The sequence below is a fragment of the Pseudomonas sp. EggHat1 genome, from assembly GCF_014892995.1.
GTDB lineage: Bacteria > Pseudomonadota > Gammaproteobacteria > Pseudomonadales > Pseudomonadaceae > Aquipseudomonas > Aquipseudomonas chaetocerotis.
In genome coordinates, this window is the sequence record NZ_JACKQK010000026.1 from 1 (window position 1) to 16,257 (window position 16,257).

At 56.7% G+C, this 16,257-nt stretch carries 14 protein-coding genes; 8 read left to right on the forward strand and 6 right to left on the reverse strand.

Going from position 1 to position 16,257, the window contains the following annotated elements; translation table 11 throughout:
* The 4 genes from INS93_RS24195 to INS93_RS24210 all read left to right on the forward strand — a co-directional run.
* Positions 1-213 (forward strand): alpha/beta hydrolase fold domain-containing protein (locus INS93_RS24195; protein WP_192985810.1); only part of this gene is annotated, 213 nt, incomplete at its 5' end.
* Positions 214-399: 186 nt separating this feature from the next.
* The gene (locus tag INS93_RS24200) at positions 400-975 is read left to right on the forward strand and encodes an antibiotic biosynthesis monooxygenase (protein WP_192985811.1); all 576 of its coding nucleotides are present in this window, start codon (positions 400-402) and stop codon (positions 973-975) included.
* A 101-nt stretch (positions 976-1,076) separates the two neighbouring features.
* Positions 1,077-3,191, forward strand: coding sequence for a sensor histidine kinase (locus INS93_RS24205; RefSeq protein WP_192985812.1), 2,115 nt, complete (start codon positions 1,077-1,079; stop codon positions 3,189-3,191).
* 9 nt (positions 3,192-3,200) lie between these two features.
* Positions 3,201-3,842, forward strand: coding sequence for a response regulator transcription factor (locus INS93_RS24210; RefSeq protein WP_192985813.1), 642 nt, complete (start codon positions 3,201-3,203; stop codon positions 3,840-3,842).
* 71 nt (positions 3,843-3,913) lie between these two features.
* Here INS93_RS24210 and INS93_RS24215 read toward each other — a convergent pair whose 3' ends face one another.
* On the reverse strand, positions 3,914-4,873 hold the full coding sequence (locus tag INS93_RS24215; RefSeq protein WP_319017574.1) for a DMT family transporter: 960 nt from the start codon (positions 4,871-4,873) through the stop codon (positions 3,914-3,916).
* A 138-nt stretch (positions 4,874-5,011) separates the two neighbouring features.
* Between INS93_RS24215 and bkdR the strand changes: the two genes are divergently transcribed.
* Complete coding sequence (gene bkdR, locus INS93_RS24220) at positions 5,012-5,497, forward strand: Bkd operon transcriptional regulator BkdR (RefSeq protein WP_192985814.1); 486 nt, start codon at positions 5,012-5,014, stop codon at positions 5,495-5,497.
* A gap of 398 nt (positions 5,498-5,895) precedes the next feature.
* On the opposite strand, the gene INS93_RS24225 is transcribed toward bkdR, so the two are convergent.
* The 4 genes from INS93_RS24225 to INS93_RS24240 all read right to left on the reverse strand — a co-directional run bounded on the left by INS93_RS24225 (position 5,896) and on the right by INS93_RS24240 (position 12,036).
* Positions 5,896-7,518 (reverse strand): acyl-CoA synthetase, encoded by a 1,623-nt coding sequence (locus INS93_RS24225; RefSeq protein WP_192985815.1) that lies wholly within the window; start codon positions 7,516-7,518, stop codon positions 5,896-5,898.
* A gap of 103 nt (positions 7,519-7,621) precedes the next feature.
* Positions 7,622-9,070: an ethanolamine permease gene (gene eat / locus INS93_RS24230; RefSeq protein WP_192985816.1), complete on the reverse strand. Its 1,449-nt coding sequence runs from the start codon at positions 9,068-9,070 to the stop codon at positions 7,622-7,624.
* A 79-nt stretch (positions 9,071-9,149) separates the two neighbouring features.
* Positions 9,150-10,670 (reverse strand): aldehyde dehydrogenase family protein, encoded by a 1,521-nt coding sequence (locus tag INS93_RS24235; protein ID WP_192985817.1) that lies wholly within the window; start codon positions 10,668-10,670, stop codon positions 9,150-9,152.
* 55 nt (positions 10,671-10,725) lie between these two features.
* Positions 10,726-12,036, reverse strand: a complete 1,311-nt coding sequence (locus tag INS93_RS24240; protein ID WP_192985818.1) for an aspartate aminotransferase family protein — start codon at positions 12,034-12,036, stop codon at positions 10,726-10,728.
* A 258-nt stretch (positions 12,037-12,294) separates the two neighbouring features.
* Here INS93_RS24240 and INS93_RS24245 point away from each other — a divergent pair, with 258 nt between their 5' ends.
* Positions 12,295-13,308, forward strand: coding sequence for a phosphotransferase enzyme family protein (locus INS93_RS24245; protein WP_192985819.1), 1,014 nt, complete (start codon positions 12,295-12,297; stop codon positions 13,306-13,308).
* A 78-nt stretch (positions 13,309-13,386) separates the two neighbouring features.
* Here the strand turns inward: INS93_RS24245 and INS93_RS24250 are convergent, their stop codons facing one another.
* Positions 13,387-14,439 carry an AraC family transcriptional regulator gene (locus tag INS93_RS24250; protein ID WP_160020768.1) on the reverse strand — a complete coding sequence of 351 codons (1,053 nt, stop codon included), beginning with the start codon at positions 14,437-14,439 and terminating at the stop codon, positions 13,387-13,389.
* A gap of 245 nt (positions 14,440-14,684) precedes the next feature.
* On the opposite strand from INS93_RS24250, the gene fabG reads away from it, so the two are divergent.
* On the forward strand, positions 14,685-15,596 hold the full coding sequence (fabG, locus tag INS93_RS24255; RefSeq protein WP_226945726.1) for a 3-oxoacyl-ACP reductase FabG: 912 nt from the start codon (positions 14,685-14,687) through the stop codon (positions 15,594-15,596).
* Positions 15,597-15,949: 353 nt separating this feature from the next.
* Positions 15,950-16,257, forward strand: a 308-nt coding sequence (locus INS93_RS24260) for an alcohol dehydrogenase catalytic domain-containing protein (RefSeq protein WP_192985820.1), incomplete at its 3' end; no start/stop codon positions are given.

Consider the following 16,257-nt stretch of genomic DNA (forward strand, 5'->3'; position numbering starts at 1 on the left):
GTGCAGACCGTGCAGACCGCCGAAATGGACGTGCTGCGTGACGAAGGCGAAGCCTACGCTCGCCGCCTGAACGCCGCCGGTGTGCCGGTGACTGCCGTACGCTACAACGGCATGATCCACGACTACGGCCTGCTCAATGTGGTGTCCGAAGTCCCGGCAGTGCAGTCGGCTTTGCAACAGGCAGGAAGCCTATTGCGTGCTCATCTGGATTGATCAGAGCACTTTCATACCAAAGCATTAAAGTCCGCGACGCACTGAAGACGAACGGTCCAACCTTGGCTCCAGTCGCAGCGCCTATCTGAACCCATGACGGCCGAACGGCCCTCAATTCGACCAGTGGCGCGCATCGGTGCGCGTCGCTGGGTCGGCAAGACTAACGCTTCGAATAGAGTCTCTAGGATGAGCAAAGCGCAGCCTGAAACAGTAACGCTTGTTGTACGTCACCAAGTTCGCACATGCCGCGTTCCACGCTACGAGTCCTGGTTGCGCAGAATCATCGCAACAGCAAGCCAATGCCCCGGGCACCTGGGTGTAGATGTGGTCCGTAGCCATCAGGCCAAAATATCGCTGTTTACATGTGTGCTGCGTTTCGCCCATCTGGAGCAATTGAAGAACTGGGTAAATTCAGAACAGCGGCGCCTATTGATCGCCGAAGTCGAACCGTTGCTGTATGCAAGCGATCAGATAGAAATAAGCCAGAATAAAGAATTCTGGTTCGCTCCAGAGACCGCAGACGCACCGCCGCCAAGATGGAAACAAGCCTGCGTCACCTTTCTCGTGATCCTCCCACTGAGCCTACTCCTACCACTACTCTGGCAACCCGTACTTCAATTCGCTCCTTGGCTAGGAGGCTATCTGGTTAGCAACGTGCTGATCACACTGAGTATCGTCCTGCTAGTGGTATATCGATTCATGCCAATGGCTACGCGGTTATTCGCTGGCTGGCTTGGCAATACTAACTCTTCAACTGATTGACCTGCCTAATAGCTGATCATTTAATAAATCTGTTGTCCTGCCTGACCCTCTAACTCGGCTATACAACTAGCAACCAACACCTGATTGAGTGCAGTATCAGATTGAAAGCTTCTAAGCTATTGATGTCCTATCTTATTATCACACATGTGACCATGTGGACGTTGTACTGCCTAGCCTACAGTACATCGAGCCTAGCGGATGAAAACGACCTTGCGCAAATAGAACACAGCCGCTGGACTCTCAATAACAACATAACCAGGCAGATCAGCGCTTTAACCAAAACACGCGACGGGTACCTGTGGTTAGCAACTCAAGACGGACTCTATCGCTTCGATGGCTTGGACTTTAAGAACTACCGTATGCCAGGCAGCCATGAACTGAGCGTAATCTCTAGCATGCTGGCGAGCGACTTCGGTCTCTGGGTAGGACTTCGGAACGGGGTTATTCATCTGATAACATCCATGGACGAAGAACCAAGCAGCATCGACCTTGGTCGAGGCCCTATCAACGCCTTGGCCCAGACGCCTGACGGCAGCGTGTGGGCCGCTGCCAATCACGGTCTGATGCGATTTGATGGGAAACGTTGGCAGCAACAGGGTAGTGCGGAAGGTTTCCTGGGCAAAAGCGCCTACAGTGTATTCGTCGACAGCGTTGACCGCCTTTGGGTCGCCGATGAGCAGCGTCTCTACGTCCTCACCCCTGGCGAAAGCAGGATGGAGGATACAGGCGTCCGCAGCCATTATATCCGCCAGATGGCGCAGGCAAGTGACGGCGCATTATGGCTGATTGAGCGTGGAAGCAAGAGCCTGCTGAAGATTAATACCGGCCTACCAGAACTGCAGGCTACTCATGTAGCTATCAGCGAAGAAGCGACCACCATATTGTTCGACCAGCATGGCTGCCTGTGGTTAAGTACTGCTGGCGGCGGTTTATTTCATGTGACAAAACCCAACGAATTCAGCCCTGAAGGTTTTAACCATCTGGAAAAAATTTCTTCGCTTGACGGGCTTGATTCCGAATTTTCAGGACCGTTACTTGAAGACGACGCGGGCAGCATATGGGTTGGCACGCAGACAGGACTCGACCGACTACGCTCCACGTTCACATTGAAGACGCCTACACCACCAAAGGTATATATCGAATCACTTGATGTGGACGGCAGGAAGATACCTCCAGAGCAAAAGCTAAAGCTTCCAGAAAACACTCAAGCCCTTACTATTCAATTCAGTGCATTGAATCTATTAGCCTCCGAAGACTCCCGGATCTCTTATACCCTAGAAGGTCATGATCATCAGTGGCATGCGGCAGAGGGAACACGCAAAGTAACCTATAAGAGTCTCTCTGAAGGTGAGTACCTATTCAAAGTCCGCATCCATAATCCAAATAGCTCGACCAGGGAGTGGGTGTCTGAGTTAGGCTTTACTATTGCTGCAAAATTTTACCACCATCCATTATTCATCCTATTCGTAGGGTGCCTTGTGATTATCGCGCTCCGCCTGATCTATCGCATGAATTTACAACTGACCGCAGATCGGTTACGCGCACGCCTGGAAGAACGTCACCTTGAGCGTGAGCGCATTGCCCGTGACCTTCACGACACGTTGCTCCAAGGTGTACAAGGTTTGATGCTGCATGTGCAGGCCGCAGTGGACAGCCTACCTGCAGAGCTAACAGCCAAGGCAAAGCTGGACTCTGCAATGGACCGTATCGACCAAGTCATTAGCGAAGGTCGCGACAGAGTCAGTAACTTACGCACTCCACTCTACTCTTGCGAGGATTTACCCCAGGCACTGAAAGATTTAGAACACGTCTTGAGCCACAACGGGATTTCCTACAATGTTCTCGTCAATGGCTCCCCACGCAATCTCCATCCAGTTGCTTATGACGAAATATATCAAATAGCGCGCGAGGCTATCAGAAACGCCTTTCAACACGCCCACGCGCACTCAATCCAGGTAGAGTTAGAGTATGTTGAACGAGCATTCAGACTGAGTGTAATTGACGATGGACGAGGCATTCTCATCGAGAAAATGCAAGCTGCCTTCCCCAACGATCGATGGGGACTGATTGGCATGTACGAACGCGCATCAAAAATTGGTGGCACACTTATCATTCGCAGCACTCCAAACGAAGGAAGCGAAGTCAAATTTACGCTCCCAGCAAAGCTAGCTTACCCTCGCAAGAGAAATTCAAGACCCACTCGTTACCACGAATAGATAACACTGATGACACCTTCACACCCCGTTCGTGTTCTAGTCGTAGACGACCATCCACTATTACGAGAAGGCATCGCTGCATTAATATCAAACCATAGCGACATCCAACTGGCGGCCGAAGCCAAAGATGGTGTGGAAGCTATAGAGTGTTACCGCCGCCTACGTCCCGATGTCGTCCTGATGGATCTACAGATGCCGCGAATGAATGGTATCGAGAGCATTCAAGCCATACGCAGCGAATATCCAGAAGCACGCATCGCAGTTCTCACCACGTACAGCGGCGACGCCAGGACCTTAATTGCAATTAAATCTGGCGCGCAGGGCTACATATTAAAAAACGGGCTTCGAAAAGAATTAGTAGAGGCAATCCGTCACTTAGCGGCAGGCAAACGCTACTTGCCTGCAGAGATAGCCGGCCAACTGATCGAGTACATCGATCAAGAATGTTTAACGAATCGAGAGATAGCCATATTACAAGCCACCGCCCTTGGCTATTCAAACCGCGAAATATCTTCACGGCTACACATCACCGAAGAGACGGTTAAAGGACACATAAAATTAATCATGCGCAAACTAGGCGCTAGAAACCGCACGCACGCAGTGGCCATTGGTATAAAACGCGGAATCATTGAAGCCTTAACAGCACTCTAGCACTGACATTCAGGAATTCTTTTGTATCAGTAAGGGCAAAGTGTGATCTTGCCGCTCGATTTGCAGTGTATTCACGATGTTCCGCTGGCTCGTGTTTTCAAAACGGCAAGGAGAATACCTGCAGAGATCGCAAGCACCCCTGCAATGAGACTGGCGCTCAAGGTCTCTCCAAACCAGAGTACTGAGCTAATCAAACCCACCAGCGGTACGCCCAACATGGCCAGTGACATGCTGGTAGCCGGTAGCCACATGCTCGCGGCATTGACTGCGCAGAAGCAGAAAGCAGTAGCCAGCGGGCCGACGAACAAAACGATCTGCCAAAACGTCATTGAGCCATCGCCTGTGAATGGTCCTTCGACGATTCGTGCGAGCACTAGCAGGGGAACCGTGGCAACGAGCATCTGCCAAGGGGCAAGCTCATAAGCCGTAGCGCGTACTTTGGCGTAACGCAGGTGCAGGATACACAGCGCCCAGCAGGCTGATGCAATCAGCAACATCAAATTGGCACGCACCAGGCTCGCATTGTTCCAATCAAGCGCCAGTGGATTGAACAAGACACCTACACCGAGCATGCCAAGGCCGGCACCGAGCAGCTGACGAGGAGCAAGACGCTCACGAAAGACAAGCACAGCCAATGGTGTCACCCACAGCGGAGTCGTGTAGGCGAGCACAGCCGAGCGCCCCGCTGGGAGGTCCGTCATGGCTAACGCGCCGAGCAGCGTGAAGGCAAGCATTTGTAACAGACCGACACTAAGCAAGAGTGGCAAATCGCGCCGACGGGGTCGGTACAGAGTGCCGGTCGCCAACTGCAGAAGGAACAGGCACAAGGCGCCAAGCGCGAAGCGGCTGGCAGAGAACCAAACGGGTGTGACGTGACCCAGTCCCGCCTTCATGACCGGCCAGTTGATGCCCCATACCAAGATCGCCAAAAGCAGCAGCACCATCCCCTTGACTCGAGGCGTCAGCAAAGTGTGATCGGGTACTGGAGCGTTTTGCGCCTTGGTACTCAGGTGTTGCGGGCAGGTCGTCACGATTGCCTCCTGAAGCAATTCAGTGGATGCAGAACAGCCTAATGCGCCCAAGGCGGAGGAACTTTCCTAATTGACTTGCAAGAAACAAAAAATCCAGTCAAATATTCTTTGAAAATTTGATTCAGGAGAATAAATATCATGCGAAAGCTGGATCGGACTGACATCGGGATTCTCAATCGTCTGCAGGAGAATGCGCGCATAACCAATGCCGAACTGGCGCGGGCGGTCAATCTTTCGTCTACCCCCTGCTTCAATCGGGTCAAGGCTATGGAGGAACTGGGACTGATTCGTCAGCAGGTCACGCTACTGGCCCCAGAGCTGCTGGGACTGCATGTCAACGTGTTCATCCATGTCAGCTTGGAGAAACAGGTGGTCGATGCGCTGGCGCGTTTTGAAAGCGCGATTGCCGAGCGACCGGAGGTGATGGAATGCTATTTGATGACAGGGGACGCCGATTACTTGCTGCGCGTGCTAGTGCCTGACATTCAGGCATTGGAACGCTTCATCCTTAATCATCTGACCAAAATTCCCGGCGTCGCAAACATTCGCTCGAGCTTTGCGCTGAAGCAGGTACGTTACAAGACGGCACTTCCATTACCACCGAATGGGTTGATGGTTGGATGAAGCGGACCTGTGGGCGTGCTCGTTCATCCTGTGTGTATCGGTTGGTATCTTGCCGCGGCCAGGACGACGTGGGCTTTTGCCAATATCTGCGGCGAAAGGCGCAGGACAACGCCGAGTGGCCTTCGTAATCCCTGCGCAACGCGGTAGCTCGTGAACAGCAAGAATACAAACATCCGGGCCCGAAACTCTGACAGGTGACCAAGAACAATACCGGAGCATGTGAGCGAAACGCTTCCGGGGGCGCCTGAGTGATTAGTAGCCACTCAGACTCATGAGGCGAATGCCTCGCTCGTCTTGATCACGCCCATATCCACAGCTTTCAACAGGGCTCGCTGTACGCAGGGTTGTACCACCCCCCTCAGCGTACGTAAGACAAGTGCCCATGACCGCGGGTTTTGTCAGAGCGCCCTGGCCCAGTCGCGCAGCAAGTACTTCTGTATTTTGCCCGTCGAGGTCTTCGGTAGCTCACGGAACACCACGGTTTTAGGCAATTTGTAACTGGCCAGCTGCTCGCGACAAAATCCAACGATGTCCTCCTCTCGAGTGGCCCTATCCCCCTCTTTAAGGGTGATGAACGCACAAGGTACTTCCCCCCATTTCTCGTCCGGTCGGGCTACTACGGCAGCTTCCAGCACTGCCGGATGGCGATAGAGGACGCCCTCGATCTCGATGGTGGATATATTTTCGCCGCCGGAAATGATGATGTCCTTCAGTCGGTCCTTGATTTCGATGTAGCCGTCCGGGTGTCGTACAGCCAAGTCGCCGGTGTGAAACCAACCTCCAGCAAAAGCTTCGCGGGTCGCATCAGGATTTTTCAGATAGCCCTTCATCACTGTGTTGCCGCGCATGAAGATTTCGCCAAGGGTAATCCCGTCGTTCGGCACAGGTTGCAAGGTTTGCGGATCAGCCACCATCAGCCCCTCCAGTGTCGGATAGCGTACCCCTTGACGTGATTTGATCCTGGCGCGCTCGTCGAGCGGTTTGTCATCCCACTCACCATGCCACGCGCACACCGTCACTGGCCCATAGACTTCGGTGAGCCCATACACATGGGTGACCTTGATGCCCATCTCCTCAACCGCGCCAATGACCTTCGCCGGCGGTGCAGCCCCGGCCACCATGGCATCGACCGGATGCTCGATGAGCGCCTTGTCTGTATCCGGCAAATTGACCAGCGCATTGAGCACGATTGGCGCGCCGCACAGGTGGCTGACACGGTGCTCGCGAATCAGGCTAAGCACCTTCTGCGGCTCGACCCGGCGCAGGAAAACGTGGGTACCGGCCAGCGCGGTGACGGTCCAGGGATAGCACCAGCCATTGCAGTGGAACATCGGTAACGTCCACAGGTACACCGGATGGTTACCCATCGCCCAGGTCATCTGGTTGCCCAGCGCGTTGAGGTAGGCGCCACGGTGGTGATAGACCACGCCTTTGGGGTTGCCGGTGGTGCCGGAGGTGTAGTTGAGCGAGATGGCTTGCCATTCGTCCTCCGGCCACTGCCAGGCGAATTGCGGGTCGCCCTCGGCGAGGAAGGCCTCGTAGTCCAGGTCGCTGACCGCATGGCCTTCGCCGTACTCGGGGTCGTCGACATCGACCACCAATGGCGGATGCGCCAGCAAACTCAGGGCCTGACGGATCACGGTGTGGAACTCTCGGTCAGTGATCAACACTTTCGCCTCGCCGTGTTCAAGCATGAAGGCAATCGCCGACGCATCGAGGCGTACGTTCAGCGTGTTGAGCACCGCGCCAATCATCGGCACGCCAAAGTGCACTTCGAGCATCGCCGGGATGTTGGGCAGCATCACCGCAACCGTATCGCCCTTACCGATGCCCCGGCGGCTGAGCGCACTGGCAAGACGCCGGCAACGCTCGTAGGTGTCTTGCCAGTTGCGTCTTAAGGGACCGTGGATGACGGCAGGATATTGTCCGTAAACAGCCGCGGTGCGCTCGATGAAGCTCAGCGGTGAGAGCGCTACGTGGTTAACCGCCAAGGGCGTCAGGCCAGTTTCGAAAATCGACATGAGGTTTTCCTGTAGAAAGGCCACCCGCCAAGTCGCTGCGCAGGTAGCCTTCAGTGGCTGATTGTTAGCTCTGATTCAGGTGTTGAAAGGCCTCGCCTAGCGGCTAATGAGGCGCTTCTTCGGCTTTCTGGATAGCCGCGAACTCTTCCTCTGGCGTGCCGGATACGAGGTGGTGACGGCTGTACAGCGCGAAGTAGGCAATGAACAAAGCATAGATGGCCGCAGTACCCATCATCACTTTCGGGTCTACCAGGAAGCCGGCGACCAGGGCGATAGCCGCCAGGATCAAGGCGAATGACGACGTGACGATGCCGCCTGGCGTGCGATACGGACGCTGCATATCCGGGCGACGGATACGCAGGGAGATATGCGCCGCCATCATCAGCACGTAGGACAACGTCGCGCCGAAGACCACGACCAGGATCAGCAGGTCACCCTGCCCCGTCAGCGATAGGCCGAAGCCGATGACACCCGGTACCACCAGCGCATGGACCGGCGCCTTGTTGCGATTGGTGACCGACAGCTTGCGTGGCAGGTAGCCCGCTCGCGACAGGGCAAAGATCTGCCGCGAATAGGCATAGATGACCGAGAAGAAACTGGCGATCAGCCCGGCCAGGCCAACCAGGTTGACGAACTGACTCATCCAGGTCGAACCGCCATACACTGCCTCCAGGGCCGCCACCAGCGGATTACCGGAATCCATCAGCGCCTGGGCACCGGCCGCTCCCGGGCCGACAAACAGAATCAACGCAGCGAAGATCAGCAGCACCAGCATCGAGCCGATCAAGCCACGTGGCAGATCGCGTGTAGGGTTCTTGGTTTCCTCTGCGGCTAAAGCGACACCTTCCACGGCCAGGAACAGCCACATCGCGTACGGAATCGCAGCCCAGATGCCGACATAGCCAAATGGCAGGAAGCTGCTGGCGCCCTTGGCTTCGCTCGCCGGGATATCGAACAGGTTGGCGACCTCGACGTGCGGAACCATGGCCACGATGAACAGGCCAAGTGCGATGGCCGCCACTGCGGTAATGACGAACATCACCTTCAGGGCCTCTCCCGCACCGAGCACATGGATACCGATGAACACCGTGTAGAACGCCAGGTAGATCGGCCAGCCACCAACGCCGAACAGTGATTCACAGTAGGCGCCTATGAACACCGCGATAGCGGCCGGCGCGATGGCGTACTCCATCAGGATCGCAGCACCGGCGAAGAACCCGCCCCAAGGCCCGAAGGCTGTGCGGACGAAGCCGTAACCGCCGCCGGCGGTGGGAATCATCGAAGACAGCTCGGCCATGGAGAAGCACATGCACAGGTACATGGCGGCCATCAGCAAGGTGGCGAGGAACATGCCGCCCCACCCGCCTTGGGCCAGGCCGAAGTTCCAGCCGGCAAAATCACCCGATATCACATATGCAACACCCAGACCGATAAGCAGCACCCATCCCGCTGCACCCTGTTTCAGCTGTCGATTCTGGAAATATTGCGCATCGACATTCTCTGTTTCGACACCGCGCGCGAGGCTGATTGTTTGTTCTTGTTGAATGGACATAAGTTGGGTCCTCTTCATGACGGCCGCCATGCACCTGCAAGGCGGCGTGAGGCAAATTGGGGAGTGGCTACGGCAGTAGTCAGAAGAACCCCAGCGGGTTGATGTCGTAGCTGATCAGCAGGTTCTTGGTCTGCTGGTAGTGATCGAGCATCATCTTGTGGGTCTCGCGCCCTACCCCGGACTTCTTGTAGCCACCGAATGCGGCGTGCGCCGGGTACAGGTGGTAGCAGTTGGTCCATACGCGACCAGCCTTGATGCCGCGCCCCATGCGGTAGGCACGGTTGATGTCGCGGGTCCACACCCCGGCGCCCAGGCCGAACTCGGTGTCGTTGGCAATCGCCAGGGCCTCGGCCTCATTCTTGAAAGTGGTGACGCTGACCACCGGGCCGAAGATCTCCTCCTGGAACACGCGCATCTTGTTGTGGCCCTTGAGCAGGGTCGGCTGGATGTAGTAACCGCTGGCCAACGAGCCTTCGAGCTTCTCCACCTTGCCGCCAGTGAGCAGCTCAGCCCCCTCCTCCTGGGCAATGTCCATATACGAGAGGATCTTCTCGAACTGCTGCTGGGAGGCCTGGGCGCCGACCATGGTGTCGGTGTCCAGCGGGTTGCCGCGCTTGATCTGCTGCACCTTTCTAAAGACCACTTCCATGAACTGTGGGTAGATCGACTCCTGCACTAGCGCGCGCGACGGGCTAGTGCACACCTCGCCCTGGTTGAAGAACGCCAGCACCAAGCCTTCGGCGGCTTTTTCGATAAAGGCAGGCTCGGCGTTCATGATGTCTTCGAAGAAGATGTTCGGCGACTTGCCGCCCAGCTCCACAGTCGAGGGGATGATGTTCTCGGCGGCGCACTTGAGAATGTGTGAACCCACCGGGGTCGAGCCGGTGAAGGCGATCTTGGCGATACGCTTGCTGGTGGCCAGGGCCTCACCGGCTTCGCGGCCATAGCCTTGCACCACATTGAGCACGCCCGGCGGCAGCAGGTCGCCGATCAGCTCCATCAGCACGGTAATCGACAACGGCGTCTGCTCGGCAGGCTTCAAGATCACGCAATTACCTGCGGCCAGGGCGGGGGCGAGTTTCCAGGCGGCCATCAACAGCGGGAAGTTCCACGGAATGATCTGCCCGACCACGCCAAGGGGCTCGTGAAAGTGATAGGCCGCGGTGTGTTCATTGATTTCGGCGACGCTGCCTTCCTGGGCGCGGATGCACCCGGCGTAGTAGCGAAAGTGGTCGGCAGCCAGGGGTACGTCGGCATTCAGGGTTTCGCGAACGGCCTTGCCGTTGTCCCAGGTTTCGGCCACGGCCAGCAGTTCGAGGTTGGCCTCGATGCGGTCGGCGATTTTCAGCAGGATGTGCGAACGCTCCTGGACCGAGGTCTTGCCCCAGGCATCGGCGGCGGCATGGGCGGCGTCCAGGGCCAACTCGATATCGTCGCTGCCCGAGCGTGGGAATTCACCAATCAACGAGCCATCGACCGGGCTGGTATTGCTGAAGTACAGCCCCTTGACCGGGGCCACGAACGCTCCACCGATATAGTTGCCATATTGAGGCCTGAGTTGGATGACCGCATCGGGTGTTCCGGGCTTCGCGTAGATCATGGTGTTCTCCGTGACATTGTTGTTGTGATTGTCGGGCGCAGTAACGCCGCGCCGGTCAGAGTCGCTCGAGCACGCGCTCCAGGCTGTTCAGGAAGATCTCTGCATGCTCACGCTGGAATACCAGCGGTGGCCGAATCTTGAGAGTATTGGCATGTGGGCCAGCAGCGCCGATCAGCACGTGCTCCTCTCGCAGGCCATTGACCACTTGTGCAGCAGTCGCTGCATCGGGCGCACCTTCCGGGGTGGTGAAGTCGACGCCCAGGTACAGCCCCATGCCGCGCACATCACCGATGACCGGGTGGCGAGCAGCCAGGTGCTTGAGACCATCGAGCATGAACTTGCCGGACTCGTGGGCATTGGCAATGAGGTTTTCCCGCTCGATCACCTCCAGTACCGCCAAGCCGACAGCGGACGAAACCGGATTGCCGGCAAAGGTGTTGAAATAACCGGACTCGTTGGCGAAACGCTCCAGGATCTGCGGCTTGACCGTGATGCCGGCGGTTGGGTGGCCATTACCCATCGGCTTGCCCAGGGTGACGATATCCGGTACCAGACCATGGCACTGGAAGCCCCACATATGACGTCCCGAACGCCCATAGCCCGGCTGGACTTCATCGGCGATGTACAGGCCGCCGGCCTCTCGAACGGCCTCGACGGCTTCGCGCAAGAAACCGGACGGTTCGAAGAAGGCACCATCGCTGGTGAAGAACGAGTCCAGCAGCAGTGCCGCCGGCTTGATACCGTGACTGCGCATATCAGCCAGCGCAGCACGCACATCGGCAGCGAAACGTCGGCCGACTTCATCGGGGTTTTCCGGGCTATGTATCGGCGCCGCAACCGTGCGCACACAAGGGCTCGCCGCGATCTGCGAAAACTGCGAAGAGGACAATTCGGCAATGCTGGCGGTAAGCCCGTGATAGGCGTAGCGGGTCACGATCACGCCCGTGCCGCCGGTATATCCACGGGCGATACGCACGGCCAGGTCGTTGGCCTCGCTGCCCGTGCAGGTGAACGTTGCCTGGCTCAACTCGGCGGGCATGGTGCCCAGCAGTTTCTCCGCGAAATCCAGGATGTTGTCGTCCAGGTAACGAGTGTGCGTATTGAGTAGGCGCGCCTGACGACACAGCGCCTCGACAACATGCGGATGGCAATGTCCGACCGAGGGTACGTTGTTATAGACGTCCAGGTAGCGCTGCCCATCGACATCGTGGACCCAGACACCTTCACCACGCACCAGGTGCAGCGGGTTCTGATAGAACAATTGATAGCCAGGGCCTAGCAAACGCCGCCGACGCTCGATCATCTCGCGGGTACGCGGCGAGAGTGAGTGACTGCTTTCCTGCGAAAAAGCGTTGGTTTTCAACATGGTGAACGGCCTCACTAGACGTGCAAAGAAGTACCGGAAGCGGCATCCAGGTATCAGATGCGTGATGGAAATAGTGCCGCTGGTTTCTTCTCGTGACTTGACCTTGGCAGATTCGTTATCTGCGCTGCGGTCAACTTCTCGCCTTGGATCTTGTAATTGTCCTCTGCAGTCAGATTCACCCCTCCCAGGGTCAAGCACACCCGCGACAGCCTCTCCATCCTGATGCTGACTTTCCTCAGAACACGCTGGAGCTGGCACATGAGCACTGCAAAAGAAGAAGAGATCGGCCTTCAGACCCTGCAAGATGTGGCGATTCGCACGCTCGCGCTTTGCTACCCACTCCACGTGCAAGGGCAAGTAACACTGCTGTGTCACTCAGAGAACGCTACGTATCGTATCGACACACCGAGCGGGCATCGTTATGCCCTGCGCGTGCACAAGCATGGCTATCACCAGCGGTCCGATATCGAGAGCGAACTGGACTGGCTAAGCGCTCTACAGGCATCAGGCATTCGAGTTCCGCGGCCCATCATTGGCCTGGACGGGCACTATGTGCAGAGTGCTGAGATAGGTGTTGGCAAGGAACTCAATCTGGTGCTGTTCAACTGGGTCAACGGGGCCGAGCCCACTGCAGATGTCGACGTCAGTGCCTTCATGCGACTGGGCGCCATTACCGCAAAGCTGCATCAGCACAGCCAGCAATGGCAGCGTCCTGCCGACTTTCGCCGGATTGTCTGGAATCACCAAAGCATGGTCGGCCCCGAGGGGCACTGGGGCAACTGGCGAGATGCGGTCAATCTGGACAGCAGCGCGTTTGGTTTGATTGAGGAGGTGTTACAGCGCGTGGAGAGCGAGTTGGCGAGCTACGGTCAGGACGCCAAGCGTTACGGTTTGATTCATGCCGATCTGCGTTTGGCCAATCTGCTGGTCGATCATGAACACACGCACGTTATCGACTTCGATGACTGCGGTTTTGGCTGGTACATGCATGACCTGGCTTCAGCCCTGAGCTTCTACGAGCATCATGATCGACTGAATGACTGGATCGAACATTGGCTGGCCGGTTATGCAGCGGTTAATCGTTTGACGGCGTACGACATTGCCATGATCCCGACCTTCATCATCCAGCGGCGCATCCAGCTTCTGGCCTGGACCGGAACCCATGCTGACACCCAGCAAGTACGCAACCTGGGTGCGAACTGGGCTAAACAAAGCGTTGATCTATGCCGGCGATATTTGAACGACGGGCTCGCCCAGGTCGCACTACGATGATGCCCCATGAACGAAATTAGGACACGTTCAAGAAATAGCGCTTTGGCGGCGGCATCGGGTCCTGAGATGCCGACCGAATTACGCGTCAGACTTGCGCCACTGTTTCGGACTCGCCCCGTGCCAACGCCGGAAAGCGCGCGAAAAAGCACTGGTCTCTGAATAACCAAGCAGAAGTGCGAGCTCGGAGATGGGTAAGCTCGTCCGGGTCAGGTAGTACTGGGCCAGTTCCTGGCGCACCTTTTCGACCAGAGCGGAGAAGGTCAATCCTTTCTCACCAAGCCGTCGCTGCAAGCTCCAACTTGTAATGTTCAGCAGGTCCGCCACTTGCTCGAGGCTAGGCTCACCCTCGGCCAGCTGAATTCGGATCTGCGCCTGCACATCGTTGATGATGCCATGCCCTCCCTGCTGTTCGCCCCATTGGCGCGCCAACAGTTCCATGCTTTCCATGACGATGGCCAGCAGGCGACCATCACGATCGGGCATGGCTTTCTCCAGCGCACTCTTCCTGAACATCAGCGAATTGCAAGGCTGGCCAAAGAAGACGGGAGCATCGAAGGCCTTACAGTGCTCGTGCCAGGCCTCCGGCTGAGGATGCTCAAAATGAACCCGCTCAGGGGCCCATTTCTGGCCGAGGGCGTGACGCATCAGGTTGGTGAACATGCCCATGGACAATTCAGCGTCCTGACGCTTGCGAAAGATCGCACCGTACTGGACCTGGTAATCGAGCCGGCACCATTCGCCCTCCACCTCAAGCCGCAGCAGACTGCCTTGCTGATGGACAGGAAACACCTTCACCACGTTACGCAGTGCGTCTCCCAGAGTTTCCGAACAGATGCCAACATAGCCGAGCATACCCAGGCTGTCGGGCTTGAACTGATTACCGTAGCGCAGACCAAAATTGTCATCCTGGGTCTGGCGAGCGGCCTCTTCGAAAACGGCGCAATATTGCTTCAGATCAAGGCTCAAAGTTGGATGCTGCAAGTGCTCCGGGTCGAACCCCGCATGACCGAAGATTCGGTCTGCATCGCCACCTTTCTGCTGGATGAATTCAGCCAAACCCGTTGCAGCCGAACTGAGGACTCCAATGGATTGAAGCTGATCGGCGAGTCGTCGCGTAGTGGCAAGTTGCATGGCAACCTCTCAGACAAGTGCTGATGGGACCGTTAAAGTCGGTTTTGACAAGCAAAACATCCATGCAAGCTTCATGCTGCTTTTTGACACTCATCCTGAAGGTGAATGCCATCCAGCTTATCAACATTCGATACAACCTGAATTATCAGCGACCACCGGTCTCTTTCTATCGGTTTTCCTCGAATGAGTGACAAGTTCAAGAAGGCCAAGTGGAGCGGCCAACGCTGATACTTGAAGGCCAGTAGATGGCTGAGCTGCAAAGCATAGACCCTGTTTTTTCTTGGTTTTTGATCGCTGAGCACAAAAATGTGCCAAGCGGTCAAGCGGATATCCACGGTTTGACTGACGATGCCAGTCAACCTAATTGGACAGGAGCTGTGCAGATGTTCTCGTCATTAAGTGGCAAGAGTGTCCTGATCACCGGTGCCAGCAGTGGCATAGGTCTTGGAATTGCCAGGCAGTTTGCTATTCAGGGCGCGCGCGTGTTGATCACCGCCCGCAACGCTGAAAAGGTCGAAGCCGTCGCAGCCGGTATGCGCGCTGATGGGCTGCACGTACAAGGGGTGGCCGCCGATGTGGCTGACTCCGCTTCCGTCAAGGCATTGATGCGTACTCTGGATGAGATGCACGGTGGGCTCGACGTGCTGTGCTGCAATGCTGGCATCTTCCCCAGCTCGACCCTCGAAAACCTGGGCGAAGCCGATTGGGATCGAGTGCTGGCAACCAATGCCAAGGGCACATTCCTGTGCGTGCAAGCAGCCCTTCCCCTCCTGCGACGAGCCGAATACGGTCGAGTGATCCTCACCTCATCGATTACGGGCCCCGTCACCGGTTCACCCGGTTGGGTTCATTACGGCGCGAGCAAGGCAGCGCAGTTGGGTTTCATGCGCACTGCGGCGATCGAGTTGGCCAAGGACGGCATCACCGTCAATGCGGTACTCCCCGGCAACATCATCACCGAAGGCTTCCTGGATGTGGATGCCGAGTACCAGGCCGGCGTAGCCGCTTCGATTCCGGCCAAGCGCCTGGGCACTCCCGAAGACGTTGCCAGCGCTGTCATGTTCTTTGCCAGCCGCGAAGCCGGCTACATCACGGGGCAAAGCCTGATTATCGATGGTGGCCAGGTCCTGCCGGAATCACTTCAAGCTATCGAGTAAGTAACCAGCCTGAATAAGGAATATGCCCGTGAACACCATAGTCACTGATGCTCCGCAGACGACACGACATCTGCCGACGTGCAAGGCCTGAAGAACTCCGTAAGTTTGTTCCTGAAGTCTCGCCAGTACGCTCAGCCTTGCCGCACGTCTGCGCATCTGAACTTATCACAACACCCTGATTCCAGAACCATCGTTTGGTCCAAGGCAAATGACTGCCGCTGGCAATACTCTTTTCTACCCGGCGGCCAGAGGAACAAGCAAGAGCGCTGCCTGCGACCTCTTTGTGAATCGCATGCTGAAAGAAACATGCTCGGCTTGAGCACTCTCAAGCCTCATAGATACGAGGATTTACAATGAAAGCGCAAGTACTCAAATCCTTTGGCGGTCCGAACGCGTTCGAACTGAGCGAAGTGGCCAAACCCGTACCGCAGGCAGGACAAGTACTGGTGCGGGTTCACGCAACCTCCATCAATCCGCTGGATTACCAGGTACGTCGTGGCGACTACGTTGACTACGTGCCCCTCCCCGCCATTACCGGGCATGACGTATCCGGCGTCGTCGAAGCTGTAGGCCCGGGTGTGACGAGCTTCGTGCCAGGTGACGAAGTCTGGTACACCACGCAGATTTTCGAAGGCGATGGCAGCTATGCCGAGTACCACGT

Bases quoted from the DNA above. Each gene is read 5' to 3' on its own strand.
- INS93_RS24200 (WP_192985811.1), top strand. From the start codon at position 400: ATGAGCAAAGCGCAGCCTGAAACAGTAACGCTTGTTGTACGTCACCAA.
- INS93_RS24210 (WP_192985813.1), top strand. From the start codon at position 3,201: ATGACACCTTCACACCCCGTTCGTGTTCTAGTCGTAGACGACCATCCA.
- bkdR (WP_192985814.1), top strand. From the start codon at position 5,012: ATGCGAAAGCTGGATCGGACTGACATCGGGATTCTCAATCGTCTGCAG.
- INS93_RS24225 (WP_192985815.1), bottom strand. From the start codon at position 7,518: ATGTCGATTTTCGAAACTGGCCTGACGCCCTTGGCGGTTAACCACGTA.
- eat (WP_192985816.1), bottom strand. From the start codon at position 9,070: ATGTCCATTCAACAAGAACAAACAATCAGCCTCGCGCGCGGTGTCGAA.
- INS93_RS24235 (WP_192985817.1), bottom strand. From the start codon at position 10,670: ATGATCTACGCGAAGCCCGGAACACCCGATGCGGTCATCCAACTCAGG.
- INS93_RS24240 (WP_192985818.1), bottom strand. From the start codon at position 12,036: ATGTTGAAAACCAACGCTTTTTCGCAGGAAAGCAGTCACTCACTCTCG.
- INS93_RS24245 (WP_192985819.1), top strand. From the start codon at position 12,295: ATGAGCACTGCAAAAGAAGAAGAGATCGGCCTTCAGACCCTGCAAGAT.
- INS93_RS24250 (WP_160020768.1), bottom strand. From the start codon at position 14,439: ATGCAACTTGCCACTACGCGACGACTCGCCGATCAGCTTCAATCCATT.
- fabG (WP_226945726.1), top strand. From the start codon at position 14,685: ATGGCTGAGCTGCAAAGCATAGACCCTGTTTTTTCTTGGTTTTTGATC.